The sequence below is a fragment of the Rhodoferax sp. GW821-FHT07G04 genome, assembly GCF_059418585.1.
The window spans coordinates 889,444-913,830 of the sequence record NZ_JBWKQD010000001.1; the positions used below are offsets into that span (position 1 = coordinate 889,444).

Consider the following 24,387-nt stretch of genomic DNA (forward strand, 5'->3'; position numbering starts at 1 on the left):
ACGCGGCGGAATGAACACCGTTGAAAATCAAACCGGCGATTTTAGCGCTGACTGGCGGGCGCCTCGGCCAAACTGCCCTTGGAGACCGATACGGCAGTAGTTGCCTGCCCATTCCCCCGGGCTACTGGCAGGGACGTGAGGTCGCGCCCGGCATTGAGGAATTTTTGGGGATCTTGCGGAATGCCCTGTACCAGGACCTCGAAATGCAAATGCGGTCCCGTCGAGCGGCCAGTATTGCCGACCTCGGCAATTTTCTGACCGCGCTTGATCAAATCACCCTTTTTGACATAGACCTTGGAAGTATGGGCATAGCGGGAAATCAGATCATTCCCGTGGTCGACCTCAATCATATTGCCGTATTCCGACTGAAACTCCTGTGTCACCACGACACCGCCGGCGGCGGCAAATATGGTAGTGCCAGGTGTCGCCGGAAAATCAAGTCCCGTATGCAAGGCAGAGCGACCCGTAATGGGGTCTATGCGCCAGCCAAACATCGACCCCAGATTGGCGTTGGGCACCGGTGTCTGCGTGGGGATCATCATTTTTTTGATCTTTTGCTCAAACAAGCGGGATTCGAGCACGGTCATCAGATCCGCCCGCTCACCGGCCACGTTGTCGAGCTCCTGCAAGGTGGCTTGCAACTCCAGCATGGACAGATCGCGCCCCGCAACCAGACGACCACCTTGGCCTGGTTTGATCTTGATGTCTGCAGGATTGACGCCCGCCAGGCCCGATACCCGCTCGCCCAGGGACTCCAATTGCAGCATCTTGGCCTGCATCTCGCCCAGCTTCTTGGCCATGACCTCGATGTTTTCGCGCATGAAGCGGTCTTGCTGCGCAACCTCGTCTTTGACCACCAAGCGAACCAGGGTCCCGATCACGGGCCAACCTTCGCGTGCACCCTTCAGAAACACCCAATGGTATAAGCCTGCCGAAACCAGCATCAGTGCCAACGCGGCTGCAACCACCGCCATCAGAAGTTTGGAGCCGCTGAGGTGAAAGGCGCGACTTTTAATGAGCCAGGCATCCGTGATAATCAATTGCATTCAGAATCCCTTCGCACTCTAAACTTAAGGCCATGAACCGTCGCAACCACACCTTCACGCTGCTGGAAGCAACGCAGGACTCACCTACCTTGGCGCGCTTGACGGGGCTTGCAATGGAATCGACAGCTCGGCTGAAAGCTGTTGAAGCGCTGATTCCTGCTGCTTTGCGTTCAGCCGTGCGGGCTGGTCCGATCGAGGGCACCGCTTGGTGCTTGATCCTGGACAACAACGCTATTGCCGCGAAAATTCGCCAATTGCTGCCTTCCCTGGAGTCGCATTTGCGCACAAAAGGTTGGGAGGTCAGCACTATCCGCTTAAAGGTTCAGGCGCCACGCACCTGAACACCTGAGAAGACCTAGCAATGTAAATAAATGGTGCCGATTATCGGATTCGAACTGATGACCTACCGCTTACAAGGCGGTTGCTCTACCAACTGAGCTAAATCGGCACGTCTTCTATTCTAACTCACCAAAAGGGCCAAAAAAGCCCCGGTGTGTATCGCAATGTTATTTAATGCGCGTCAGCGAGGGCTTTCCGCCACTCGGCGGACGGGGGGGCGTGCCAGCTCCCTCTTCTGCGGAAACGCTGGTCACACTGGTCAATACCGTAGTCGTCTTGGTCTCTGCGGCGGGCACAGCACTTTCGGGTGCCGGTGTGGCCGTGGACCGGGCCAGCATGGGGAATGCCATGCCCTGCCCATTTTCTCTGGCGTAGATGGCAACCACCCGGTCTACAGGTACAAAGATGTCGCGCGCCACACCACCGAAACGCCCTTTGAATTCGATGAACTCATTGCCCATGCTCAGTGCACTGGTGGCATCGAAACTGATATTCAGCACGATCTCACCATCCTTCACATACTCGTTGGGCACACGCACCGTTTCATCAACCAGAACGGCGATGAACGGTGTCAGCCCATTGTCCGTACACCATTCGTACAAAGCACGAATCAAATAGGGGCGTGTGGAGCTGGAGTCTGCTGCGTCTAGCATGGTGCAGGGCCAATCTTCTTATTTGCGCATCACTTTTTCAGAGGGCGTCAGTGCCTCGATGTAGGCCGGGCGCGAGAAAATGCGCTCAGCGTACTTCAGCAAAGGCGCCGCGTTCTTGCTCAAATCGATGCCATAGAAGTCCAGGCGCCACAACAGCGGAGCAATGGCTACGTCCAGCATGGAGAAGTTGTCGCCCAGCATGTACTTGTTCTTCAGGAACACGGGGGCCAATTGGGTCAGGCGGTCGCGGATGTGGGCGCGGGCCTTCTCCAAAGCTTTGTCATTGCCCTTGGAGCTACGGGCTTCCAAGGTCGACACGTGCACAAACAATTCCTTCTCGAAATTGAGCAAGAACAGACGGACGCGGGCGCGGTCAACCGGGTCGCCGGGCATCAGCTGGGGATGCGGAAAGCGCTCGTCGATGTATTCGTTGATGATGTTGGATTCGTACAGGATCAGGTCGCGCTCGACCAGAATCGGCACTTGCCCATAGGGGTTCATGACGCTGATGTCTTCGGGCTTGTTGTACAAGTCCACATCGCGGATTTCGAAGTCCATGCCCTTTTCGAACAACACGAAACGGCAACGGTGAGAAAAGGGGCAGGTTGTTCCTGAATACAGCACCATCATGGCAAAAGACTCCTAAAAATTAAAAAGAGTGGGTTGCCATTGCTAACCCACTCTGCAGCCATCGCCATGCGTCCGAAAGCGCTGGGCGATTGGCAAAAAAGACCGTATTACTTGACGTCTTTCCAATACGCGGCGTTCAGACGCCAGGCAAAGAAGGTCATGAACAACAGGAACAACATCACACCAAAGCCGACGCGAAACCGTGTGTTCTTGGCGGGTTCCGCCATCCACGACATATAGCTCACCAAGTCGCCGATCGCTTCGTCATACTGCTCGGGCGACAAGGTGCCGGGAGTCAATTGCTTCCAACCCTTGGCCACATGCACTTCGTGCCCATGCTCTTCAATCGTGGTGTACTCCGGCTCACGCTTACCTTGGAGTTCCCACAAAGCATGGGGCATACCCACATTGGGGAAAGCCAGGTTGTTCCAGCCCGTAGGCTTGGTTTCATCCACATAGTAGCTGCGCAGATAGGTGTACAGATAGTCTGCACCCGTACCCTTGCCCTGTGCCGAACGCGAACGTGCAATCACCGACAAGTCAGGAGGATTGCCACCAAACCATTCCTTGGCCTGGATTGGGTCGATGGCCGACTTCATTGTGTCGCCGACTTTCTCGGTCGTAAACAACAGGTTGTCTTTGATCTGCTGGTCGGTCAGACCGATGTCCTTCAGGCGGTTGAAACGCATGAAAGCTGCAGAGTGGCAGTTCAGGCAGTAATTGACAAACAGCTTGGCACCGTTTTGCAGAGCTGCCAAATCATTGGAGCGATCTGGCGCCTTGTCCCACTCGATGCCACCGGTGTTGGCCTGGGCGGTTCCCGCTACCAAGCCGAGTGCCGCGATCAACGTCAACAATAGTTTTTTCATTTTGCGTAATCTCCGGCTCGGTCAGTGGGCAGCGTAATTGACACGGGTTGGCACAGGCTTAGCCTCACCCAAACGACTCCACCACGGCATCAGCAGGAAAAAGCCGAAATAGAACAAGGTGCCCACCTGGGAAACGCGCTCACCGACTGGCGACGGTGGCTGGGTACCCAGATAAGCCAAGATCAGGAAATTGATCACAAAAACACCGTACAGGTACTTGTGCCAATCGGGGCGGTAGCGGACGGACTTGACAGGCGAATAGTCCAACCAGGGGAGGAAGAACAGAATCACCACGGCGCCGCCCATGGCGACCACGCCCCAGAACTTGGCGTCAATGGACAGCATCATGGCGACAACCACAGCCGCGGCGCCCAGGATCACACCCTTGAAGATCGTGGGCATCTTGAACTTGGTAATACCCAGCACGGCACCACCGACTACGCACAAGATCAGCACATAGACCATTTCGGTCGTGATGGCGCGCAGCATGGAGTAGAACGGTGTGAAGTACCAGACCGGTGCAATGTGCAACGGTGTCTTCAGTGGGTCGGCTGGAATGAAGTTGTTGTATTCCAGGAAATAGCCACCGAATTCGGGCGCAAAGAAGATCACGGCCGAGAACACCATCAGGAACATGCAGACGGCAAAAATGTCGTGTACGGTGTAGTAGGGGTGGAAGGGGATGCCATCCAGCGGGATGCCCTTGGCGTCCTTGGTTGCCTTGATTTCAATGCCATCAGGATTGTTGGAGCCCACATCGTGCAGCGCCATCAAGTGCGCAACCACCAGGCCCAGCAGCACCAGCGGTACGGCGATGACGTGGAAGCTGAAGAAGCGGTTCAGCGTAGCGTCGCCCACCACATAGTCGCCGCGGATCAGCAGCGCCAGATCAGGACCGACGAAAGGCACGGCAGCAAACAGGTTCACGATCACCTGGGCGCCCCAGTAGCTCATCTGACCCCAAGGCAGCAGGTAGCCCATGAAGGCTTCGGCCATCAGGCACAGGAAGATCGCGCAGCCGAAGACCCAAACCAGCTCACGGGGTTTGCGGTAGCTGCCGTACAGCAGACCGCGGAACATGTGCAGGTAGACGACGACGAAGAAAGCCGATGCACCAGTGGAGTGCATGTAGCGGATCAACCAACCCCATGGCACGTCGCGCATGATGTATTCAACCGAGCCAAACGCCAAAGCGGCATCGGGCTTGTAGTGCATCACCAGGAAAATGCCGGTCACGATCTGGATAACCAGCACCAGCATGGCCAGCGAGCCAAAGATGTACCAGAAGTTGAAGTTCTTCGGAGCGTAGTACTCCGACATGTGAACCTTGTAGGCGTCAAACGCGGTGGGCAGGCGGTTCTCGAACCAGTTGGTCAGCTTGGCACCTGCCGAGGCGTTGGGGGAAATTTCCTTGAAATCAGCCATGTCTCAATTCCTCAGGCTTTCTTGTCTTCACCGATCAACAGCTTGCTGTCGGAGAGGTACATGTGGGGAGGGATTTCAAGATTGTCCGGAGCCGGCTTATTCTTGAAAACACGGCCGGCCAGGTCGAATGTGGAGCCATGGCAGGGACACAGGAATCCGCCCTTCCAGTCGTCCGGCAGCGAGGCCTGGGGACCGGGTTGGAACTTTTCCGATGGCGAGCAGCCCAAATGGGTGCAAATGCCAACCGCCACAAAAATCTCGGGCTTGATGGAACGCGCTTCGTTGCGGGCGTATTGGGGCGTCAGTTCATCGGGCTTGCGGGCCGAAGTGGGGTCTGCCAATTGCCCGTTGATGGTCGGCAAGCTTGCCAATTGTTCGGGTGTGCGCCGAATGATCCAAACCGGCTTGCCGCGCCATTCGACGGTCTTTTTCTCGCCGGGCTTGATGTCGGCGATATCCACTTCGACAGCCGCACCGGCGGCTTTGGCGCGCTCGGAGGGTTGAAAAGTGCTGACAAATGGGACGGCGGCGGCGACAGCGCCTACGGCGCCAGCGCAGCTGGAGGTGATCAGCCAGGTTCGCTTACTGGAGTCGATCTGTTGGCTGCCGACAAGGGTTTCACTCATGAGTATCCTCAATGAACATGACTACTAGGGGGTAATCTCCGATTGTAGCTGACGCCCACCCCCCAAAATCCAGTGCCTGAGCCGGTCAAACCGTCCTTGACAGGGCCTGTTTATCAGCAATACTGGCGTTTTTGACGCACCGGGAGCTTGCAACAATGGGAATGGTTCAAGAATTCAAGGATTTCGCCATCAAGGGCAACGTCATCGACTTGGCCGTGGGCGTCATCATCGGCGGGGCTTTTGGCAAGATTGTCGACTCGGTCGTCGGTGACCTGATCATGCCGGTTGTCGGTGCCGCGTTCGGGAAATTGGACTTTTCCAACTTATTTGTGGTCTTGGGCGCCATTCCACCGGGCACTGCCAGCACGCTGGACGCGCTCAAAAAGGCGGGTGTACCGGTTTTTGCCTACGGCAGCTTCATCACGGTTGCGGTCAATTTCGCGATTTTGGCCTTCATCATCTTTTTGATGGTCAAACAAATCAACCGCCTGAAGCGCGAAGCCCCGGCGCCCGCTGTCGAGCCCACCCCGGCCGCAACACCCGAAGATGTGTTGCTTTTGCGCGAAATTCGTGACAGCCTAAAGAAGTAGAGCCCCCACGCTCCGCCGCTTTGCGGCTCGCTGCCCCCCGAGGGGGCTAAATCCGCTTGGGGCGGCCCGGCGCGGATTTGTTGCCCTCACGGTCCACCGCTGCGCGGGTCGCTACCTCGCCAGCGCCCGCGCCATCCGAACTGCTTCCACCAAGCTGGAGGCGTCCGCGCGACCCGTGCCGGCGATGTCGAACGCGGTGCCGTGGTCCGGGCTGGTGCGCACCAGCGGCAGACCCAGGGTCACATTGACGCCCTGCTCCACCCCCAAGTATTTGACCGGGATCAAGCCCTGGTCGTGGTACATGGCCACCACCACATCAAACTCACCGTCCGTGCCCGGGCGCTTGCGGGCCCGCATGAACACCGTGTCCGGTGCCCACGGGCCGCTGGCATCCAGCCCCTGAGCGCGGGCAGCGGCGATGGCGGGCTGTATCACCTCCAGTTCCTCGCGGCCAAACAAACCGCCCTCGCCCGCATGCGGATTGAGGCCAGCCACTGCGATACGCGGCGCGCGACCCAATATCGGCAGCAACGCAGCATGCGTGATCTGCAAGGTCTGCAACACGTTGTTGTAGGTGACAGCGGCGATGGCATCGCGCAGCGACACATGGATGCTGACCAGCACCGTGCGCAGTTCGTCGTTGGCCAGCATCATGCGCACCGGCACCTCGGACACCGATTTGCCCAGGAAACGTGCGGCGCGGTCCTGCAGCAGCTCGGTATGGCCAGGGAATGCATCAAAAGGCGCACCGGCCGCGGACAAGGCCTCCTTGTGCAGGGGCGCGGTCACCAGGGCGCTGACCTCGCCCCGCAGCGCGGCGTCAGCCGCCCACTCCACACAGCGCCCTGCCAGCCTGCCGGCCACAGCGCTCACTGCGCCCCAGGGCGCCGGTGGTTCCATCGGCGCGCCGATCTGCAACACGGGCATGCAGTGTGGTGGCACTTCGGCTACCTGATTGACGACCGTGATGGCGGCCACCGGCAAGACCGGACGGCCGCCAGACGCCATCAACTGGTTGGCGCGCCGCATCGTCGCCAGGTCACCCACGACGAAGCTGTGCTGCACCAGCGCAGGCTGGTCACGCCAGGTCTTGGCGATGATCTCCGGCCCAATGCCGGCGGCGTCGCCCATCGTGATGGCCAGTGGCTTGGAGACTCTATTTGCCATGTGCACGCCACCTCAGGCAGGGTTATCAATGTCAATGAACTGGTGCTCCAAGCCCAACTGGGCCGCGATGTGCCCCGCCACCGCCGGCGCGCCATAGCGTTCGGTGGCGTGGTGGCCACAGGCCAAGTAAGCCACGCCGGTTTCTCGCGCCAGATGGGTCTGGGGCTCCGATATTTCCCCCGTGATGAAGGCATCGGCCCCGGCAGCGATGGCAGCCTCAAAATAGTTTTGAGCACCGCCCGTACACCAGGCAATGCGCCGCAAGGGACCACCACGCCCTGGTACCAGTGTGGTCGGCCGCCCCAGCACCGATTCCACCCGGTGGGCCAAGGCCTGGGCATTGGCAAATTCGGCCGTGGCCAGGCACCCCAGTTGCTGCTCACCAAACCGGGCGGCGGCTTCCAACCCCAGTTTCACACCGAGCTGCGCGTTATTGCCCAGCTCCGGCAAAGCATCCAGCGGTAGGTGGTAGGCAAAGAGGTTGATGTTGTGCTCCAACAAGCGACCCAGGCGTTGGCGCATCCAGCCCGTTACGCGCCCGTCCTGGCCTCTCCAAAACAGCCCGTGGTGCACCAGCAGTGTGTCGGCGCCCTGGGCGATGGCCGCTTCGATGAAAGCCAGACTGGCGGTCACCCCGGACACGATTTTGCGCACGGTCTGCGCGCCCTCCACCTGCAGTCCATTTGGGCAGTAGTCTTTGAAACGCTCTGGCTGCAGCAAGCTGTCCAGCGTGGTTTGAAGTTCGTGGCGATCGGTCATCGTGAAGGGGCTGCACACGGGTGCGCCTAGCTTGATTTGGAAGTATCAATCGGATGCGGGCATTGTCGTTGATGCGGCATGCCCGTCAGTTGGCTGCCCTGCTACCTTGGCAATTGCCGCCATCTCCAGATCGCTATCGCAGCCCCGACCCGCTGCGATCCAGCGCCGCGCCAAACGTCGCAATGGCGGGGCCAACACCGGTGACAACCACCGCAGGCCGTGGGGCAGGGACTGGTCCAAGACTTCGTGCGGTGCAATCACCGCGCCACACCGGTACTGGGCCAAAGCCTCATCCCAGCGCAGCGCACTGCAAGCGCCACTGCGGCGGTGTGACAACACCATGCCCAAGGGACAAGGCGCATAGAGACAACATATGCCACAGCCATTGCAGGGAGCGCCCACAGGCACCTTGGCCGGGGCCAGGGGCTGAATGTAGATGGTGTGCTCGGTGTGCGCCATGTCAGACCTGCAATGTACTGCGCCCCGACCTTGAATGTGCGATAGGTCACGCCGGAGCCTGGCCCTCGCTCTACAATTTGGCAGCACGCGGCCTGCCCTTTGATGTCCCTACAACGGCCCTGGAACCACCCCATGAAACGACTCTGGCTTCTTTTTGCGCAAACCACCACGATTCTGCTGGCGGCGTATTTCGTCGTGGCCACGCTCAAGCCCCAATGGATTGGCCGCGGCGCAGGCACCGTGGCCATGCTGGAAGCCTCGCCATCGCTCTCGGGCGCGGCACCGTCCGGCAGCTTCCGCGGAGCAGCACAAAAGGCCTCGGCCGCCGTAGTCAGCATCAACACCAGCAAGGCCGCGCGCAAGAACCCCAATGCCAATGACCCCTGGTTCCGATTCTTCTATGGCGACCAGGGCAATGAAGCCCAAACCGGGCTGGGCAGCGGCGTCATCGTCAGCGCCAGCGGCTACATCCTGACCAACAACCACGTCGTCGAAGGCGCGGACGAAATCGAAGTGGTGCTCAATGACAGCCGCAGCGCCCGCGCCAAGGTGGTCGGCACCGACCCCGAGACCGATCTGGCCATTCTGAAGATCGAACTCGACAAGCTGCCCGTCATCGTGCTGGGCAACTCCGACAGCGCCCAGGTGGGCGACCAGGTGCTGGCCATTGGCAACCCCTTTGGCGTAGGCCAGACCGTGACCAGCGGCATCGTCAGTGCACTGGGCCGCAACCAATTGGGCATCAACACCTTTGAGAATTTCATCCAGACCGATGCCGCCATCAACCCCGGCAACTCCGGCGGCGCGCTGGTGGACACCAACGGCAATCTGCTGGGCATCAACACCGCCATCTACTCCCGCTCCGGCGGCAATATGGGCATTGGCTTTGCGATACCCGTGTCCACCGCCAAGCAAGTGCTCGAAGGCATCGTCAAGGATGGCCAGATCACCCGCGGCTGGATCGGCGTGGAGCCCAACGACCTGTCGCCCGAGCTGGCCGAGACCTTTGACGTCAAGACCCGCCAAGGCGTCATCATCACCGGTGTGCTGCAAAACGGACCAGCCGCCAAAGCCGGCATCCGACCCGGTGACGTGATTGTGAAGATTGCGGATGCGCCGGTGGTAGACGTGGCCCACCTGCTGTCTGCGGTGGCATCCCTGAAACCCGGCAGCGCGGCCCGCTTTGCGATCGAGCGCAAAAACCAGCCGCTGGAGTTGGAAGTGACGCCGGGCGTGCGGCCCAAGCCCAAGGCCACCGATCGCCAATAGCGCTATGGATTTGCTAGCGGCTCGCGCATATCCGGCGAGGGCTAGCGTCTAGTTTCTGTTGAGCAACTGGGCTCAGGGGGTGGTAGCCGCCGTGTTGTCATCGTCTGGCGCCTGTGTGTGCTTGATGAACAGCTTGGCGGCCCAGATGCCGACCTCGTACAGAATGCACATGGGGCCCAACAGTGCCAACATGGACACGGGGTCGGGTGGCGTCGCGATGGCCGCCACCGCAGCCGCACCCACAACGAAGTAGGCCCGAAACGACTTGAGCTGCTCCACCGTGACCACGCCCAGGCGTGCCAGGATGATGACGGCAATAGGCACCTCAAAGGCCACACCAAAGGCGATGAACATGGTGATCACAAAGTCCAGATAGGCTTCGATGTCCGGGCTCACCGCCACCGACACCGGCGCCATTTTCTGGATGGCCGGGAATGCCTGCCCAAAGACGACGAAATAGCAAAAGGCCGCGCCGCTATAGAACAGCAAGGTGCTGGCCACCACCAGGGGCATCACCAAGCGCTTCTCGTGCTTGTAGAGACCGGGGGCTACAAATGCCCACACCTGATACAGAACCCAAGGGAGTGATAGGCCGAACGCCGCCAGCACCGTCACCTTGATCGGAACCAGAAAGGGCGACACCACGCCGGTGGCGATCATGCGCGCGCCCTCCGGTAGGGTCTTGACAAGGGGCATGGCCAATAGGTCATACAGGGCTGAAGGGCCAGGATAGACGAACGCCAGCACGAGGAAGATCACGCCCACGCCATACACGCTGTATAGCAACCGGTCGCGCAGCTCCATCAAATGCTGCACAAAAGGCTGCTCGGTCCCGGCCAACTCGTCATCCGGGGGTGGGGTCTTGTTGTCAGCCATCAGGAAGAAATCTTGGGGGGACGAAAGCGTGCAACCCGGGCCGCGCCCGACAGCGCCTTGGTGCGCACGCCGGTTTGGGCCTTGTACCAGGTCGGCGTGGCACCGCGTTTCAGGCGCCACTGTTTCTTGGGGTGGCGATACTGGGGCGGTTCGGCGCTTGCATCATCCAGCGTAGAGGGGGACGCGGCCGCCGTGGCCTCGGCCCAGCTTTTTTCGAAATCGCTGGCGTTGGTCTGTATGGTTTGCTCGACCTCGCGGGCCGCGCTTTCCACGGTGTCCTTCATCTTGCGCAACTCGTCCAGCTCCATGGAGCGGTTGACCTCGGCCTTGACCTCGGCCATGTAGTTGCGCGCGCGGCCCAGCAGGTTACCGGCCATGCGGGCCACACCAGGCAGGCGCTCGGGCCCTATCACCACCAGTGCGATCGCTCCAATGATGGCGACCTTGGTTACGCCAATATCAAACATGGGACCTAGCCTTCAAGCCAGACCCCGCGCAGCGCACGCCAGCATCGTCTTCAGCTCTTGATCTTGGCTTCGACATCGATCGTGGGCTTGGCCTCGGTCTTGTCAGTGGCTGCCAGCGTAGCTGGGGGTGGGTCGGCAGGTTTCTCGTTGCTGTCCTTCATGCCGTCCTTGAAGCCCTTGACCGCGCCGCCCAGGTCCGAGCCGATGTTGCGCAGCTTCTTGGTGCCGAAGATGACGATGATGATGACCAGAAAAATAATCAGATGTGTAGTAGACAAGCCCATGGCTTACTCCTTGGTGTTTACGGTATTTTAGGCTTTCGCTGTTGCCAACCCGTGACGGTGCCGCTAAACCCTTCCCCGGTATCAGGCCCCTGTCAGCCGCGCAACCAGGGGCGCGCGCCCCCCATCACGTGGAAGTGCAGGTGGTGCACCTCCTGGCCGCCCTCGGCGCCGGTGTTGGTCAGTACGCGAAAGCCGCCATCCGGGTAAGGGTTGCAGCCCTCCTGCTGGGCGAGTTGGGGGATCAGGGCCATCATGCGCCCCATCATGCCCGCGTGGTCCGCGCCGATGTGGGCCATGGATGCGATGTGCTGCTTGGGGATCAGCAAAAAGTGCACCGGCGCCCAGGGGTGGATATCGTGAAAGGCATAGAACTCATCGTCTTCATAGACCATGCGCGACGGGATCTGGCGCGCCACAATCTTGCAAAACAAGCAGTTCGGGTCGTGCCCGGCGGTCTCGGTCGTCATGTACCCATCTCCATGGCTTGGCCTTTGTTCATCGCAACAAAACCGGTTGCAATACGGTAGAGAAACCAGAGCGATACGCACAGCCAGGCAATCCAGCCCGGCACAATGAACAGCAGCCACAAGGGCGCGGTCACCAAGTATGCCAACCCGGCAATGACCACGGTGCGGATGCGCCAGCGGAAATGCGAGGCATGCCAGGTGCCCTCGGCATCACCGCGCTTGACGGTGTCCAGCAGCAGCGCCAGCAGCAACAGCAGCGGCCCGAACTGGCCACCAGGCACCAGGGCTCCGATGGCCACAATCAGGTGCAGCACATAGCTGATCGTGCCCACCGTGTTGAGCGATTGCATGCGTTCCAGGTCGGTACTCATTTTTGCGCCTCCTCACGCGCTTGGACTTTGCGCAGGGCTTTTTCTTCGATGCCGCTGGTGCCTTCGCGGCGCTCCAGTTCGGCCAACACGTCGGCAGGCTGCAGCTCGTAGTGCGCCAGCGCCACCATGCAATGGAACCACAGATCGGCTACCTCACCCACCAGCTTGGCCTTGTCGCCGCCGTGGTCCACATCCTTGGCGGCCATGACCACCTCGGTGGCCTCTTCGCCAATCTTCTTCAGGAAGGCGTCCGGGCCTTTGGACAGCAGGCGGGCCACATAGCTGGCAGCAGGGTCGCCCCCATTGCGGGGCTTGCGCGATTCCATGACGGCGGCCAGGCGCGCCAGGGAGTCGGTAGAGTTGGAAGTGGTCATGGTATGCATTTGGAGACAGCGCCGAAGGCCAGCCCCGCAATGGAATTATTTATAGATGCTTTCGGGGTCTTTCAAGACCGGATCGACACTTTTCCACTCGCCGTCCTGCAAAACGCTGAAAAAACAGCTGTGGCGGCCAGTGTGGCAGGCAATGCCGGGCTCGTGGCCCAGTTGGGTGACCTTGAGCAGGATCACGTCGTTGTCACAGTCCATGCGGATCTCGTGCACCTTTTGTACGTGGCCAGACTCTTCGCCTTTGTACCAGAGCTTGTTGCGCGAGCGGCTGAAATACACCGCCTGCCCCAACTCGGCCGTCTTTTGCAAGGCCTCGCGGTTCATCCACGCGAACATCAGCACGTCGCCCGATCCCTGCTCCTGCGCGATCACCGGCACCAAGCCTTTGGAATCCCAGCGGATGTGTTTGATCCAGCTTACGGGGGTGGGGTCTGTACTTGCCATATGCTATCCAATTTATAGCTGCTCATGCAGATTTTACGAGGGCTAGCGCCCTAAAAGCCTTAGAGACTTATAGCCGGACCGGAATGCCACGCTCGGCCATGCGGGCCTTGGCCTGGGCCACGGTGTACTCGCCGTAATGGAAAATGCTGGCGGCCAGCACCGCGTCCGCCCCGCCCTGCTGCACGCCATCCGCCAGGTGGTCCAGGTTGCCGACGCCGCCAGACGCGATCACCGGCACGCTGATGGCGTCGGCCACGGCGCGGGTCAGCGCCAGGTCGAAGCCGCTCTTGGTGCCGTCACGGTCCATGCTGGTCAGCAAAATTTCGCCCGCGCCGCGGCGCGCCATCTCGGTCGCCCAGGCCACAGCGTCCAGGCCGGTGTTCTTGCGACCACCGTGGCTGTAGACGTCCCAACCGGCGCCGCGGGTGGCCGCGTCTTCTTCGCTACGGCGTTTGGCGTCAATGGCCACAACGATGGCCTGCGCACCAAACTTGGCGGACGCGTCTTCGATAACCTGGGGGTTGGAAATGGCCGCCGAGTTGAAGCTGATCTTGTCGGCACCGGCATTGAGCAAGCGGCGCACGTCTTCCACGACACGCACACCGCCACCCACCGTCAGCGGGATGAACACCTGCGAGGCCACGGCCTCAATGATGTGCAGGATCAGGTCGCGCCCATCGCTGGTCGCGGTGATATCGAGAAACGTGAGTTCGTCAGCGCCCTGGTCGTTATAGCGGGCAGCGATTTCCACCGGGTCACCGGCGTCGCGCAGCTCTACGAAGTTGACACCTTTGACGACGCGACCGCCGGTCACATCGAGGCAAGGGATGATGCGTTTAGCGAGCATGTTCGGTAGACCTAAGCGTTCTCTGGAGCATAGACTTTTTGCGCGATGGTGAGTGCCGTAGCAGCGCAAGGCCACCCCGCGTAAAAGGCCAAATGGCTAATGGCCTCAATCACCTCGGCCTCCGACAATCCGTTTTCTACCGCGCGCTTGAAATGGAGCGGCAACTCGTTCTGGCGGTACAGCGATACCAAAGCTGCAACCGTGATCAGGCTTCTGTCGCGTTTGGAGAGGCCGGGACGCTCCCACATATCCCCAAACAAAACATTGGCGGTGACTTCGCCAAACTTCGGTGCGTATTCCGTGATCGGAACCTGTACAGCCGATGCGGGCGCTGCACCCTGTTTTTCAGAAGCCATATGCAGAGCTCACCACGCGTCAGCCGTTCAACTCATCGGCGCGGTCCTGGGCCTTCTCGAAATCCAGGTCACCACTGTAGATCGCGCGCCCACAGATCACACCCTCCACGCCGTCATCCTCGACCGCGCACAGGGCTTCGATGTCGGCCATGTTCGACAGGCCGCCGGATGCGATCACGGGGATGGTCAGGGCCTGCGCCAGCTTGACGGTGGCATCGATGTTGATGCCCGACAGCATGCCGTCGCGGCCGATGTCGGTGTAGATGATGCCTTCGACGCCGTAGTCTTCGAATTTCTTGCCCAGGTCGATGACGTCGTGGCGGGTGAGCTTGCTCCAGCCATCGGTGGCCACCTTGCCGTCGCGTGCGTCCAGGCCCACGATGATGTGGCCACCGAATGCGGTGCAGGCGTCTTGCAGGAAGCCGGGGTTCTTAACCGCAGCGGTGCCGATGATGACGTAGCGCAGGCCAGCGTCGAGGTAGCGTTCGATGGTGTCCAGGTCGCGAATGCCGCCGCCCAGTTGCACATCGATCTCGTTGCCCACTTCCTTCAGGATCTTGCGGATAGCCTGTTCGTTCTTGGGATGACCGGCAAACGCGCCATTCAGGTCGACCAAATGCAGGCGCCGTGCGCCCTTGTCCACCCAGCTGCGGGCCATGACCGCGGGGTCTTCGCCGAAGGTGGTGGATTGGTCCATGTCGCCCTGTTTGAGGCGAACGCAGTGGCCGTCTTTGAGATCAATCGCAGGAATTAAAAGCATGATGCTTCAGTTGGAGGGAAGAGGAGGAAGTGCAGTAAGGCTCAGACGCAGCAGACGAACTCAGGGGTTCCAATGCAGGAAGTTGCGGTACAGGGACAGTCCGTGGTCGGCACTTTTTTCTGGGTGGAATTGGGTTGCAAAAATATTATCGCGTGCAATTGCAGCAGAAAAGCGTTGGCCGTAGTCGGTCTCGCCCACGCTGTGGCGCGCATCCGACGGTTTGGCGTAGTAGCTGTGCACAAAGTAGAAGTAGCTGCCATCCGGCACATCACCCCACACGGGATGGCGCGTAGCACCGCCGTGCGCGGTTTGCCAGACCTGATTCCAGCCCATCTGCGGCACCTTGTAGCGGCTGCCGTCGGGTTGGATCTGGCCGGCCAGATCGAATTTGACCACCTGGCCCGGGATCAGGCCCAGGCTGGCCGTATTCTGCTCGTCGCTGTGGTCCAGCAGCATCTGCATGCCCACGCACACGCCCATCAGCGGCTTGTGCGCGGCGGCGTGCATGACCGCGTCATACATGCCGCTCTCGTGCAACTCGCGCATGCAGTCGCGCATGGCGCCCTGGCCGGGCAGGACCACACGCTCGGCGGCCAGCACCTCGGCGGCCGTGCGCGCCCATACGACATCGATACCGGCACCTGCTGCCACATGAACCACGGCCTGCGTCACCGAGCGCAGATTGCCCATACCGTAGTCGACCACCGCAATCGTTTTTGCCATGCTACTTAAATGATAGCTGCTTGCGCAGCTTGGACGAGGGCTGGCGCCCTACTAGATTTGATAGGTTACAGCGAACCCTTGGTAGAAGGGATCATACCCGCAGCCCGGGGGTCACGTTCCAATGCGGCCCGCAGCGCGCGCGCAAAGGCCTTGAACACGGTCTCGGCCTGGTGGTGGGCGTTGTCACCCTTGAGGTTGTCGATGTGCAGCGTCACAAAGGCGTGGTTCACAAAACCCTGGAAGAACTCATGTGTCAGCTGTGTGTCGAATGCGCCGATCATGCCGCTCTTGAACGGTACGTCCATCGTCAGCCCGGGGCGGCCCGAGAAGTCAACCACCACGCGCGACAGCGCCTCGTCCAGTGGCACATAGGCGTGGCCGTAGCGGCGTATGCCCTTCTTGTCGCCCACGGCCTGGTTGAAGGCCTGGCCCAGCGTGATGCCCACGTCTTCCACCGTGTGGTGGCCGTCGATGTGCAGGTCGCCATCGGCCTCGATGTCCAGGTCGATCATGCCGTGGCGGGCGATCTGGTCCAGCATGTGGTCGAAGAAGCCGATACCGGTGGACAGGCGGCTCACGCCCGTGCCGTCTAGGTTGATGCGCACGCGGATTTTTGTCTCGGCGGTGTTGCGCGTGACCTCGGCGATGCGGTCCGGGTTGGGGGTTTGCGGGATTTCGATCAGTGAGGAGTTCATAGGGATTCTTCGAGTGCGGACAAAAGGCGGGTGTTCTCGTCGGCAGTGCCGACGGTGAGACGCAAACATTGGGCCAGCAATGGGTGCATTTTAGAAACGTTCTTGACCAGCACGCCCTGGGCTTTCAGGCCGTCAAAAGTCTTTTGCGCATCGGACACGCGGACCAGGATCATGTTGGCATCACTGTCCCAGGCCTTGACCTGGGGCATGGCACGCAAGGCTGCCAATAAACGGGTGCGCTGGGCACGCAGATCGGCGGCTTGCTGGGCGAACACATCGGCATGCTCCAGCGCGAACAGCGCGCATTCGTAATTCAGCACACTGATGTTGTAGGGCGGGCGCACCTTGTCGACCTGGGCGATCAATGCCTTGGGGCCGACCATATAGCCCAGGCGCACGCCGGCCAGGCCAAACTTGCTCAGCGTGCGCATCAACAGCACGTGGGCATGGGCTTCGGGATTGGCGCGTAGGGTGTCCAGGTAGGTACGGCTGGAAAACGGCTGGTAAGCCTCGTCCAACACCACCAGGCTGCCCGCGGCACCGGCGGCGGCCACCACGCGGGCCATGGCATCGGCATCCCACAGATTGGCCGTGGGGTTGTTGGGGTAGGCCAGGTAGACGATGGCGGGCTGGTGTTCGGCAATCGCGGCCAGCATGGCGTCGGCGTCCAGCTCAAAGTCTGCCGTCAGCGGCACGCCGACAAAATCCAGCCCCTGCAACTGGGCACTCACCGCGTACATCACAAAACCCGGCAATGGGGCCAAGACCACCGGCTTCTTACCTGTTGTGGGGTCGGCAGGCACATCGCAGGCCATGGTCAACAGCGAGATCAACTCGTCCGAGCCATTGCCCAGCATGATGTCAAAGCCCTCGGGCATGCCAGCATAGGTGGCCAGGGCCTTGCGCAGGTCGTTGACGCGGCCGTCCGGGTAGCGGTTCAGCGCCAGGGCCCCCAGGCGCTTGCCCAGGGCCTCTTGCAAGCCCGCGGGCAGACGGTGCGGGTTCTCCATGGCATCGAGCTTGACCATGCCCACCGAATCCTGGACAGCGTAAGCGTGCATGGACTGCACGTCTTGGCGGATGCGGCGCTGGATGAGAGCGTCCAGGGCGGGGGCTGTGGTGTTGGCTGCTGCGGTCATGCGTGGGGGTTTCCTTCAGTGAATCAGTCGCTCAGGCCCAATTCGGCCGGTGTCGTCAAAAACGGGTTCAGGATGGTGACGCCGTCAATGTGCTGCTGGTGCGTCAGGCTGGGCGTTAGCACATGGTTGGCACCCGACTGCGCGGCCGAGGCCACCATCAGCGCGTCCCAGTAGTGCAGGCCAAAGCGGGCCTCCACGCCCCAGGCTGTCTCCACCGTGCGGTGGTCGATCTGCCAGGGCTGCCAGAGCTGAAAGCGGCGCAGCTTGGCGCGGGCGTCGCCGGCGGGCATCGCAAAGCTGTGGGTGACGGTGACGTAGTAGTCGTTCAGCACCTGGGTGCTGACCCGCCCTGCCCGGTGCAGCCACAGGGCCTGCAACCAGGCGCGGGCCTGGGCTTGCTTGGCGGTGTCGAAGGCATCGTCTGCGCTGAGCAGCACGTGGGTGTCTACGAAGACGACGGGCTTGTTGCTGCTACCGCTGGGATTATTGGCCACGCACAGCCTCCCGATCCGGGTAGGGCATGCCGCCCGAGCTGAACGACGAGGTGTCGGCCACCCACTCGCGCTGGGCGCGGGCGTAGGCGTCGTCAAACTGCATCTTGTCCGTCAGCATCTCACCCACCAGGCGCGACACGCTGGTATTGCGCTTGGCCGCCTCGATGCGCACCCATTCCAGCGTGGCGTCTTCGACGGTGATGGTGACGTTCTTCATGGGCTCAATAGTACACGAATTTCGTGTAACACGAAATTCGTGTGATTTGTTGGGCCGGATTTTGTGGTTTTGGGCGGTAGTACCGCGCAATGGCGGTACGTGGTTTTTTTGGACCCTCAAAAACCCCAAATTAGGTTTATTGGATAGGTCGACATGAAAAAATCACCTCTAGCCCTCGCCGAATATGAATATGCAGCTAGCAATTTAATAGCAACTACGATCGCTTGGCGATATTGAACACCACCATCAGCACCACCCAGATCCACCACCAGTTGGCACTGAGCCCACTGGAGGACGAGTAGGTCGCGGGCTTGGGCGGTGCGGCCTTTTCCCTCTCGCGCTTGGCCGCCTTCTCGCGCTTGCGATGCTGCCACTCCAGCTTCAGCGCCTGGGGCAGCTTTTGCATGCGCTGGGTCAGACTGGGCGTCGCCCAGGCCGCGGCATCTGACCGCAACAGGTCTGTGAAAGCCAGCGAGTCGGAGGCCCTTTGTGCGGCGACTAAAGGCCTTGCAGCCACCAACTCGATGAACTGGAAGAGCTTCCACATGCCAAAACCAATGGCTGCACCACACAGACCACCCAATGTCCCCAACAGGACCAGACCCGCAGCTGAAACCGTCGTATTCGACACATTGACCAACACCGTCGACACGATGAAGGCAATGACCCAATAGAAAACGGCGGACTGCGCCGATGTAATGCCGACCTTGGCGAACAACGCCTTGGCTTTGCCAGGCCAGGCGCTTGCATGGGCTTTGCGCACCAGCAGCGGACTCAAAATGCAAACCAAGGCTACCAAGACTACAGCGCCCAGCGCCAGGGCCGAGCTCGCCGGGTTCTTACCCGCACTTTCCAGAGCAAGCCAGGCCACAAAGGCCCAGAAAACACCGGCAAACACATCCGTAGACAGCAGGGCCCTCGCATTCAGGTGGGTCAGCACGGATCGGTCTTGCAGGGCTTCCAACTCGGGCAATTGCAAGGCCCCACAGATCTGGCCCCAGAACTGCGTGAATCCCTTGATCCGTTGCACCTGAAAGCTCCAGGCCCAGTGGGGCAGACTCTGCGCCGAGTCAGCAAACAGCCTGCGCATCCACGGGTTGCTCGAAAAACGCCCGGCAAACACCCATTCACTGGCCGCGTCCATCAACACCGACAAGCGCCGCGCGCCGCCATCGCCAAACACCTTGGCGATCTCTCCCAAGCGGCTGCGCCAGGCCATCATGCGCCCGGCCTCGAACACCACACCCAGCGCCGGCCTGTCTGCACTGAGCAGCCAATGCACGAGGTGGGCCTCAAAGGCCAGCTTGTCGTCCACGGTGCCATTGGCGGCATCGGAAATCTGCTGGCGCACCAGCGCCACGGCCCGGGCGTCACCGGAGTCGATGAAGGTTTGGACCAGCTCCTGCACCCGCGCGCGGGCGAGGTCTTCCGAGGTCGGCGCCGCGGTTTCGGTCGTTGCGACAGTTTCTACGGTGACCACCTGAGCGCTTGCGCCCTGCTGGGTGGAGCCATCGTCTGCGGCCGGTTGCGCTACAGGCTCCGCCTCTACCTGGCGCGCATGGCGGGCCCAGGCCAGCACGCCTTCGTAGGCCTCGCGCACTTCGGCGAACTCGGTGGGATGGGTCTCGGGCTTGTACTGGCGGACCTTGGTGGCATAGGCACGGCGGATGGCACCCTCATCGTGCGTGGGCTCAACACCCAGCAGCTCCCACGCACGCTCCAGGCTCACCACACCTCACCCCGCTCCAGGCTGTCGAGCACTTCGGAAAAAGCTTTGCGTTCGGCCGTGATGGTGCGCGGGTCTTGCCGTTGCAGCGTGCCTTCAAACTGGTTCAGCCACCGGCCCAATTGCTCGCGCTGTTCACCCAGCAACTGCTGGTACAAGCGGTTGGCGCGCTCGATCAGGTGCCGGTTGGGCTCCTGCTCACGCGGGTGCACCTTGAGGGCGGCCAATTCGGCCCGGCGCCGGGCGATATCTTCATCCGATACGTCACCGGCCAGCTTCTTGATGACCAGGTTGTGGCTGATGTTTTCGTTCTCGACGTCCACATCGATATCCAGAATCCCATTCACGTCGTAGGTGTAGCGGATATTGGCGGACACGGCGCCCGCTTTGCGCGCGGGGATAGTCAGCTCCATGCTGCCCAAGTGCACGTTGTCCGCGCACTGGTGGGATTCGCCCTGGTACACATCGATGGTCAAGGCCGACTGGTTGTCGCGCACGGTGCAGACGCTCTTCACACGGCTGGCCGGCACGATGGTGTTGCGCTCGATGATGGGCAGGAACACGTCGCCCACATAGCCGCCGCGCCCATCGTCCTGAACCACTTTCGTGCCCAGGGTGTGCGGGCACACATCGGTCAGCACCATTTCCTCGAAGGACTGGTCCTGGTCCACCAGCGCCGCACACACCGCTGCGCCCAGGGCAATGGTTTGGTCGGGATCGGGGTGCCGGGCCGGCAGGCGGCCAAACAACTGGGCCGTCAACCGCCGCACCATGCCCATGCGCATGGCGCCGCCCACCAAGACGATTTCGTCCAGATCGGCCGCCCGCATGCGGGCGTCGCGCAGGGCGCTCTCCACCGGCGCGCGCAAGCGATCCAGCAAGGGCTGGCAGGCTTTTTCAAACTCCTCCAGCGTGACCGTGACAGGGGGATGCTCCAGGGCTGTGGGCAGCGCCACCTCGACCTGGTTGGCCTGCGCCAAGCTGCGCTTGGCAGACTCGGCCGCAAAGCGCAGGCCATCGATGGCCTTGTCCCGCTTGCGGTCCGAAAGTTGGGCCTTGCGCACCAGGAGTTGCAGCATGGCTTCGGTGAAATCGTCACCCCCCAGGAAGCTATCGCCCCCAGTCGCCCGCACCTCCATAATGCCGCTGAAGTAATCCAGGATGGACACGTCAAAGGTGCCGCCACCCAGGTCGAAGACCAGGAATTTGCTGTCCTTCTGGCGGTCGTGGATGCCGTGCAGCAGCGCCGCCGCAGTCGGCTCGTTCACCAGTCTGCGCACGTTCAGCCCCGCCAGCTCACCCGCAAGCCGCGTGGCCTTGCGCTGCTGGTCATTGAAGTAGGCGGGGACCGAGATCACCACATCGGAAACCTCCACACCCAGCGCGGCCTGTGCGTCGGCCTTCAGCGCGCGCAGCACCAGGGCCGAGAGTTCTTCTGGGCGGAATTCCTTGCCCGCCAGGCGAATGGGCTCCCGTGCGCCCATGCGGCGCTTGAAGGATGCTGCCGTGCGGTCTGGCTGCGTCAACAGGCGTTCGCGGGCGGTCTGCCCCACCAGGATGGTTCCATCCGCATCGATGGACACCACCGAGGGCGTCAAGAACTGGCCCAAGGCATTGGGAATGGCTTTGGGGGTGCCGTTGTCTATGTAGGCAATCAGACTGTTGGTTGTGCCCAGATCAATGCCGAAAATCACTCCATCCCTCCCTGTGTGGTTGCGCGGCAGGCCTGCCATTCGCTTAGGCCTTGCACGGGTGAACTATCGCATAGCCCTTGGTGGAATCTTCTGGAGCCAGGGTCTTTTTGCGGGCTGCCGATTTTATCTAGCACCCTCTCCCCGGCTGTGCTCCGGTATGGGCAGCGCGCTGGCTGCGGGGTGGGTATCCTGATTCAGCGGTCTAAAACCCCAATTTGGGTATTTCAATAAAGCATCATACGAAAAACTGCCACTAGCCCTCGTGGAATATCACTATTTAGCTATCGATTTCATAGTACTCATGGATACCAACCTGCAAAACACATGCGCTTTTCAAGATAGGCCGCTCACCATCGGCTATGATTGCCGCCGCAATTCCCAATTCATGGCTTGCCGTAAGCGTTTACGTCAATCAACGCGCCAACCACCGCCGGCTCTGCCGGGGTTGTAGCCTTTTGCGCTAGAGTGCAGCACGAGGTGGCGCCTTGATATCCGGCTTATGGAGTTTCAATCTATGAATCATTCTCTCTCCCCCAAAAAGACCACCCTCTTCGGTCTGCCCAAACTTCCGGCGCGCGCAGCCACCTGGGTCATGCCCTTTCTGCTGTCGATCTTGATGACCTTCATCGTCTCGATGATCAGCACACTGCGCAGCGTGGGGCTCAGCCCCGACATGCCCCGTCTGTGGCTAGGCTCCTGGGGCTTGTCGTGGGTCGTGGCCTTCCCTACCCTGCTCTTGGTGCTGCCGCTGGTCCGCAAGGCCACGGCTGCCATCGTGGACATGGGCTAGCGGCAGGCGCGCTGTCTACACCACCGCCAGACTGCTATCGCTTCAGCAGGGGTAGACCGTGGTCAGCGCGTTGGCCATGACCAGTTGCACCGGCATATCGGCCTCGTAGACATCGGCATTGCGCTTGCGCTCGGTGTCGTACAGGTTCTTGGCCATGCTGGGCTCCAGGCGGCGGCCGTTGAGGCAGATGCTGGGCTGGGCGCCGTTGCGCACGGCTTGGTTGTGGGCCTCAACGACGCCCTCCATGACGCCGACCAGGTAGTAGTTTGCGTAGAAGATGCCGTTCTTGCCGGATTTCTCCAAGCCGCGCAGTTCGCGGATGGACATGGCAGCCGCGGGCGCCGCGATGCTGAGGCTGGTGATGGCCAGCAGGGCAACGCGAGCCCAGCGTGAGGTGGTGGAATGTGTTGGGTGCATGGCAGGTAGTCGTGGGGTGTGGCCTATTCTTACACCGCGGCCAACATCCGACCCGATGCTCAGACGGGTTTCTTGAGCCGCATTTCGGCCGCGCGGGCATGACCTTGCAGGCCTTCGCCATAGGCCAGCTCGGCGGCAATAGGGCCCAACACCTGGGAACCGGCTTCGCTGACCTCAATCAGGCTGGAGCGCTTCTGGAAATCGTAGACGCCCAGCGGGCTGGAGAAGCGTGCCGTGCCACTGGTGGGCAACACGTGGTTGGGTCCGGCGCAGTAGTCACCCAGGCTTTCGGACGTGAACGCACCCAGGAAGATGGCGCCAGCGTGTGTCAGCAGTGGCTCCCAGCGGTGCGGGTCGCTGCTGGACACTTCCAAGTGTTCAGGCGCGATGCGGTTGCTGATGGCGCAGGCCTCTTCCATGCTGCGGGTGTGGATCAGCGCGCCACGGTCGTTCAGCGACTTGGCGATGATCTCAGCGCGGGGCATTTCGGGCAGCAGGCGGTCGATGGCGGCCTGCACGGCGTCTATGTACGCAGCGTCTGGGCACAACAGAATGCTTTGTGCGAGCTCGTCGTGCTCGGCCTGGCTGAATAAATCCATGGCCACCCAGTCGGGCGGCGTGCTGCCATCGGCCAGCACCAGAATTTCAGATGGACCAGCGATCATGTCGATGCCCACCTTGCCAAACACGCTGCGCTTGGCCGCGGCCACATAGGCATTGCCGGGGCCGGTGATCTTGTGCACGGCGGGGATGGTGGCCGTGCCATAGGCCAGGGCCGCCACGGCCTGCGCGCCACCGATGGTGAACGCGCGGGTGACACCAGCCACATAGGCGGCGGCCAGCACCATGGCGTTTTTCTCGCCGCGCGGAGTGGGCACGACCATGATGATTTCAGCCACACCCGCCACGTGGGCCGGGATGGCGTTCATCAGCACGGACGATGGGTAGGTGGCCTTACCACCGGGCACGTAGATGCCCACGCGGTCCAGCGGGGTGACCTTTTGGCCCAGCAGGCTGCCGTCGGCATCGCGGTAGCTCCAGCTTTCGCCGCAGGCTTTTTTCTGGGCTTCGTGGTAGCTTCGCACGCGCTGTGCAGCCGCTTGCAAGGCTTCGCGCTGCTTGGCGGGAATGCTGTCGAAGGCGGCCTTCAGCTCGGCCTGGGTCAGCTCCAGCTCGGCCACGCTGGCGGCCTGCACATGGTCCCAGCGGGCCGTGTACTCCAGCACGGCGGCATCGCCACGCTGCTGCACATCGCGCAGGATGGCGGCCACGCTGGTCTCGATGGCGGTATCGGTATCCGCAGACCAGTGCAGGCGTGCCTCTAGTTGAGCATCAAACTGGCTATCAACAGTGGAAAAACGTGAGGGCTTGGCTGCAAAAGTCATGGAAACAAGTGTGT

32 protein-coding genes and 1 tRNA gene are annotated in these 24,387 nt (G+C 61.2%); 4 read left to right on the plus strand and 29 right to left on the minus strand.

Annotation, left to right across the window (positions count from 1 at the left end; all coding sequences use genetic code 11):
* Positions 1–41: 41 nt before the first annotated feature.
* On the minus strand, positions 42–1,046 hold the full coding sequence (locus tag AC07OO_RS04060; protein ID WP_495080770.1) for a M23 family metallopeptidase: 1,005 nt from the start codon (positions 1,044–1,046) through the stop codon (positions 42–44).
* Between the two features lie 32 nt (positions 1,047–1,078).
* On the opposite strand from AC07OO_RS04060, the gene AC07OO_RS04065 reads away from it, so the two are divergent.
* Positions 1,079–1,387: a hypothetical protein gene (locus tag AC07OO_RS04065; protein ID WP_495080771.1), complete on the plus strand. Its 309-nt coding sequence runs from the start codon at positions 1,079–1,081 to the stop codon at positions 1,385–1,387.
* 31 nt (positions 1,388–1,418) lie between these two features.
* Here AC07OO_RS04065 and AC07OO_RS04070 read toward each other — a convergent pair.
* From AC07OO_RS04070 to petA, 6 genes are all read right to left on the minus strand, one after another.
* Positions 1,419–1,494, minus strand: a tRNA-Thr gene (locus tag AC07OO_RS04070).
* A gap of 58 nt (positions 1,495–1,552) precedes the next feature.
* Positions 1,553–2,038, minus strand: coding sequence for a ClpXP protease specificity-enhancing factor (locus tag AC07OO_RS04075; protein ID WP_495080772.1), 486 nt, complete (start codon positions 2,036–2,038; stop codon positions 1,553–1,555).
* A gap of 18 nt (positions 2,039–2,056) precedes the next feature.
* Entirely contained in the window at positions 2,057–2,668 is a 612-nt protein-coding gene (locus AC07OO_RS04080) for a glutathione S-transferase N-terminal domain-containing protein (protein ID WP_209394657.1), read from the minus strand.
* A 107-nt stretch (positions 2,669–2,775) separates the two neighbouring features.
* Positions 2,776–3,537 (minus strand): cytochrome c1, encoded by a 762-nt coding sequence (locus AC07OO_RS04085; RefSeq protein WP_495080773.1) that lies wholly within the window; start codon positions 3,535–3,537, stop codon positions 2,776–2,778.
* 21 nt (positions 3,538–3,558) lie between these two features.
* A complete protein-coding gene (locus tag AC07OO_RS04090) occupies positions 3,559–4,962 on the minus strand; it encodes a cytochrome b (RefSeq protein ID WP_495080774.1) in 1,404 nt (467 codons plus the stop codon).
* An 11-nt stretch (positions 4,963–4,973) separates the two neighbouring features.
* Positions 4,974–5,588: a ubiquinol-cytochrome c reductase iron-sulfur subunit gene (petA, locus tag AC07OO_RS04095; RefSeq protein ID WP_495080775.1), complete on the minus strand. Its 615-nt coding sequence runs from the start codon at positions 5,586–5,588 to the stop codon at positions 4,974–4,976.
* Between the two features lie 155 nt (positions 5,589–5,743).
* On the opposite strand from petA, the gene mscL reads away from it, so the two are divergent.
* Entirely contained in the window at positions 5,744–6,178 is a 435-nt protein-coding gene (gene mscL, locus AC07OO_RS04100) for a large conductance mechanosensitive channel protein MscL (RefSeq protein WP_495080776.1), read from the plus strand.
* Positions 6,179–6,289: 111 nt separating this feature from the next.
* Here mscL and pdxA read toward each other — a convergent pair whose 3' ends face one another.
* Genes pdxA through AC07OO_RS04115 form a run of 3 tightly spaced genes read right to left on the minus strand, consistent with a single transcriptional unit; the run spans position 6,290 to position 8,563 of the window.
* Positions 6,290–7,345 (minus strand): 4-hydroxythreonine-4-phosphate dehydrogenase PdxA, encoded by a 1,056-nt coding sequence (gene pdxA / locus AC07OO_RS04105; protein ID WP_495080777.1) that lies wholly within the window; start codon positions 7,343–7,345, stop codon positions 6,290–6,292.
* 12 nt (positions 7,346–7,357) lie between these two features.
* The gene (locus AC07OO_RS04110; protein WP_495080778.1) at positions 7,358–8,104 is read right to left on the minus strand and encodes a Nif3-like dinuclear metal center hexameric protein; all 747 of its coding nucleotides are present in this window, start codon (positions 8,102–8,104) and stop codon (positions 7,358–7,360) included.
* A 45-nt stretch (positions 8,105–8,149) separates the two neighbouring features.
* On the minus strand, positions 8,150–8,563 hold the full coding sequence (locus AC07OO_RS04115) for a hypothetical protein (protein WP_495080779.1): 414 nt from the start codon (positions 8,561–8,563) through the stop codon (positions 8,150–8,152).
* 132 nt (positions 8,564–8,695) lie between these two features.
* On the opposite strand from AC07OO_RS04115, the gene AC07OO_RS04120 reads away from it, so the two are divergent.
* Positions 8,696–9,832: a trypsin-like peptidase domain-containing protein gene (locus AC07OO_RS04120; RefSeq protein ID WP_495080780.1), complete on the plus strand. Its 1,137-nt coding sequence runs from the start codon at positions 8,696–8,698 to the stop codon at positions 9,830–9,832.
* A 72-nt stretch (positions 9,833–9,904) separates the two neighbouring features.
* On the opposite strand, the gene tatC is transcribed toward AC07OO_RS04120, so the two are convergent.
* The 17 genes from tatC to AC07OO_RS04205 form a co-directional block, all read right to left on the minus strand.
* Entirely contained in the window at positions 9,905–10,708 is an 804-nt protein-coding gene (tatC, locus tag AC07OO_RS04125) for a twin-arginine translocase subunit TatC (RefSeq protein WP_495080781.1), read from the minus strand.
* Positions 10,708–11,175 carry a Sec-independent protein translocase protein TatB gene (tatB, locus tag AC07OO_RS04130; RefSeq protein WP_495080782.1) on the minus strand — a complete coding sequence of 156 codons (468 nt, stop codon included), beginning with the start codon at positions 11,173–11,175 and terminating at the stop codon, positions 10,708–10,710. The genes tatC and tatB overlap by 1 nt, the downstream gene beginning before the upstream one ends.
* 50 nt (positions 11,176–11,225) lie before the next feature.
* Positions 11,226–11,459: a Sec-independent protein translocase subunit TatA gene (gene tatA, locus AC07OO_RS04135; protein WP_495080783.1), complete on the minus strand. Its 234-nt coding sequence runs from the start codon at positions 11,457–11,459 to the stop codon at positions 11,226–11,228.
* Between the two features lie 92 nt (positions 11,460–11,551).
* Entirely contained in the window at positions 11,552–11,926 is a 375-nt protein-coding gene (locus AC07OO_RS04140; RefSeq protein ID WP_495080784.1) for a histidine triad nucleotide-binding protein, read from the minus strand.
* Positions 11,923–12,297, minus strand: a complete 375-nt coding sequence (locus AC07OO_RS04145) for a DUF4870 family protein (RefSeq protein WP_495080785.1) — start codon at positions 12,295–12,297, stop codon at positions 11,923–11,925. Before AC07OO_RS04145 ends, AC07OO_RS04140 begins: the two co-directional genes overlap by 4 nt.
* Positions 12,294–12,671, minus strand: coding sequence for a phosphoribosyl-ATP diphosphatase (locus AC07OO_RS04150; protein WP_495080786.1), 378 nt, complete (start codon positions 12,669–12,671; stop codon positions 12,294–12,296). The genes AC07OO_RS04145 and AC07OO_RS04150 overlap by 4 nt, the downstream gene beginning before the upstream one ends.
* 45 nt (positions 12,672–12,716) lie before the next feature.
* Complete coding sequence (gene hisI, locus AC07OO_RS04155; protein WP_495080787.1) at positions 12,717–13,130, minus strand: phosphoribosyl-AMP cyclohydrolase; 414 nt, start codon at positions 13,128–13,130, stop codon at positions 12,717–12,719.
* Positions 13,131–13,197: 67 nt separating this feature from the next.
* A complete protein-coding gene (hisF, locus tag AC07OO_RS04160; protein WP_495080788.1) occupies positions 13,198–13,977 on the minus strand; it encodes an imidazole glycerol phosphate synthase subunit HisF in 780 nt (259 codons plus the stop codon).
* A gap of 11 nt (positions 13,978–13,988) precedes the next feature.
* Positions 13,989–14,333: a carboxymuconolactone decarboxylase family protein gene (locus AC07OO_RS04165; protein WP_495080789.1), complete on the minus strand. Its 345-nt coding sequence runs from the start codon at positions 14,331–14,333 to the stop codon at positions 13,989–13,991.
* 19 nt (positions 14,334–14,352) lie between these two features.
* Positions 14,353–15,093 carry a 1-(5-phosphoribosyl)-5-[(5-phosphoribosylamino)methylideneamino]imidazole-4-carboxamide isomerase gene (hisA, locus tag AC07OO_RS04170; protein WP_495080790.1) on the minus strand — a complete coding sequence of 247 codons (741 nt, stop codon included), beginning with the start codon at positions 15,091–15,093 and terminating at the stop codon, positions 14,353–14,355.
* A 60-nt stretch (positions 15,094–15,153) separates the two neighbouring features.
* Entirely contained in the window at positions 15,154–15,816 is a 663-nt protein-coding gene (gene hisH, locus AC07OO_RS04175; protein WP_495080791.1) for an imidazole glycerol phosphate synthase subunit HisH, read from the minus strand.
* A 65-nt stretch (positions 15,817–15,881) separates the two neighbouring features.
* A complete protein-coding gene (gene hisB, locus AC07OO_RS04180; protein WP_495080792.1) occupies positions 15,882–16,511 on the minus strand; it encodes an imidazoleglycerol-phosphate dehydratase HisB in 630 nt (209 codons plus the stop codon).
* Positions 16,508–17,650 (minus strand): histidinol-phosphate transaminase, encoded by a 1,143-nt coding sequence (gene hisC, locus AC07OO_RS04185; RefSeq protein ID WP_495080793.1) that lies wholly within the window; start codon positions 17,648–17,650, stop codon positions 16,508–16,510. The genes hisB and hisC overlap by 4 nt, the downstream gene beginning before the upstream one ends.
* A 23-nt stretch (positions 17,651–17,673) precedes the next feature.
* Positions 17,674–18,144 carry a PIN domain-containing protein gene (locus AC07OO_RS04190; RefSeq protein WP_495080794.1) on the minus strand — a complete coding sequence of 157 codons (471 nt, stop codon included), beginning with the start codon at positions 18,142–18,144 and terminating at the stop codon, positions 17,674–17,676.
* On the minus strand, positions 18,134–18,361 hold the full coding sequence (locus tag AC07OO_RS04195; RefSeq protein WP_495080795.1) for a CopG family transcriptional regulator: 228 nt from the start codon (positions 18,359–18,361) through the stop codon (positions 18,134–18,136). Before AC07OO_RS04195 ends, AC07OO_RS04190 begins: the two co-directional genes overlap by 11 nt.
* 214 nt (positions 18,362–18,575) lie before the next feature.
* Positions 18,576–20,093, minus strand: coding sequence for a J domain-containing protein (locus AC07OO_RS04200; protein WP_495080796.1), 1,518 nt, complete (start codon positions 20,091–20,093; stop codon positions 18,576–18,578).
* On the minus strand, positions 20,087–21,781 hold the full coding sequence (locus AC07OO_RS04205; protein WP_495080797.1) for an Hsp70 family protein: 1,695 nt from the start codon (positions 21,779–21,781) through the stop codon (positions 20,087–20,089). The genes AC07OO_RS04200 and AC07OO_RS04205 overlap by 7 nt, the downstream gene beginning before the upstream one ends.
* Positions 21,782–22,295: 514 nt before the next feature.
* On the opposite strand from AC07OO_RS04205, the gene AC07OO_RS04210 reads away from it, so the two are divergent.
* The gene (locus AC07OO_RS04210; protein ID WP_495080798.1) at positions 22,296–22,571 is read left to right on the plus strand and encodes a DUF2798 domain-containing protein; all 276 of its coding nucleotides are present in this window, start codon (positions 22,296–22,298) and stop codon (positions 22,569–22,571) included.
* Positions 22,572–22,613: 42 nt separating this feature from the next.
* Here the strand turns inward: AC07OO_RS04210 and AC07OO_RS04215 are convergent, their stop codons facing one another.
* Both AC07OO_RS04215 and hisD read right to left on the minus strand, forming a co-directional pair.
* Positions 22,614–22,988 carry a hypothetical protein gene (locus AC07OO_RS04215; RefSeq protein WP_495080799.1) on the minus strand — a complete coding sequence of 125 codons (375 nt, stop codon included), beginning with the start codon at positions 22,986–22,988 and terminating at the stop codon, positions 22,614–22,616.
* A gap of 59 nt (positions 22,989–23,047) precedes the next feature.
* Positions 23,048–24,373, minus strand: a complete 1,326-nt coding sequence (hisD, locus tag AC07OO_RS04220) for a histidinol dehydrogenase (protein ID WP_495080800.1) — start codon at positions 24,371–24,373, stop codon at positions 23,048–23,050.
* Between the last annotated feature and the right edge of the window lie 14 nt (positions 24,374–24,387).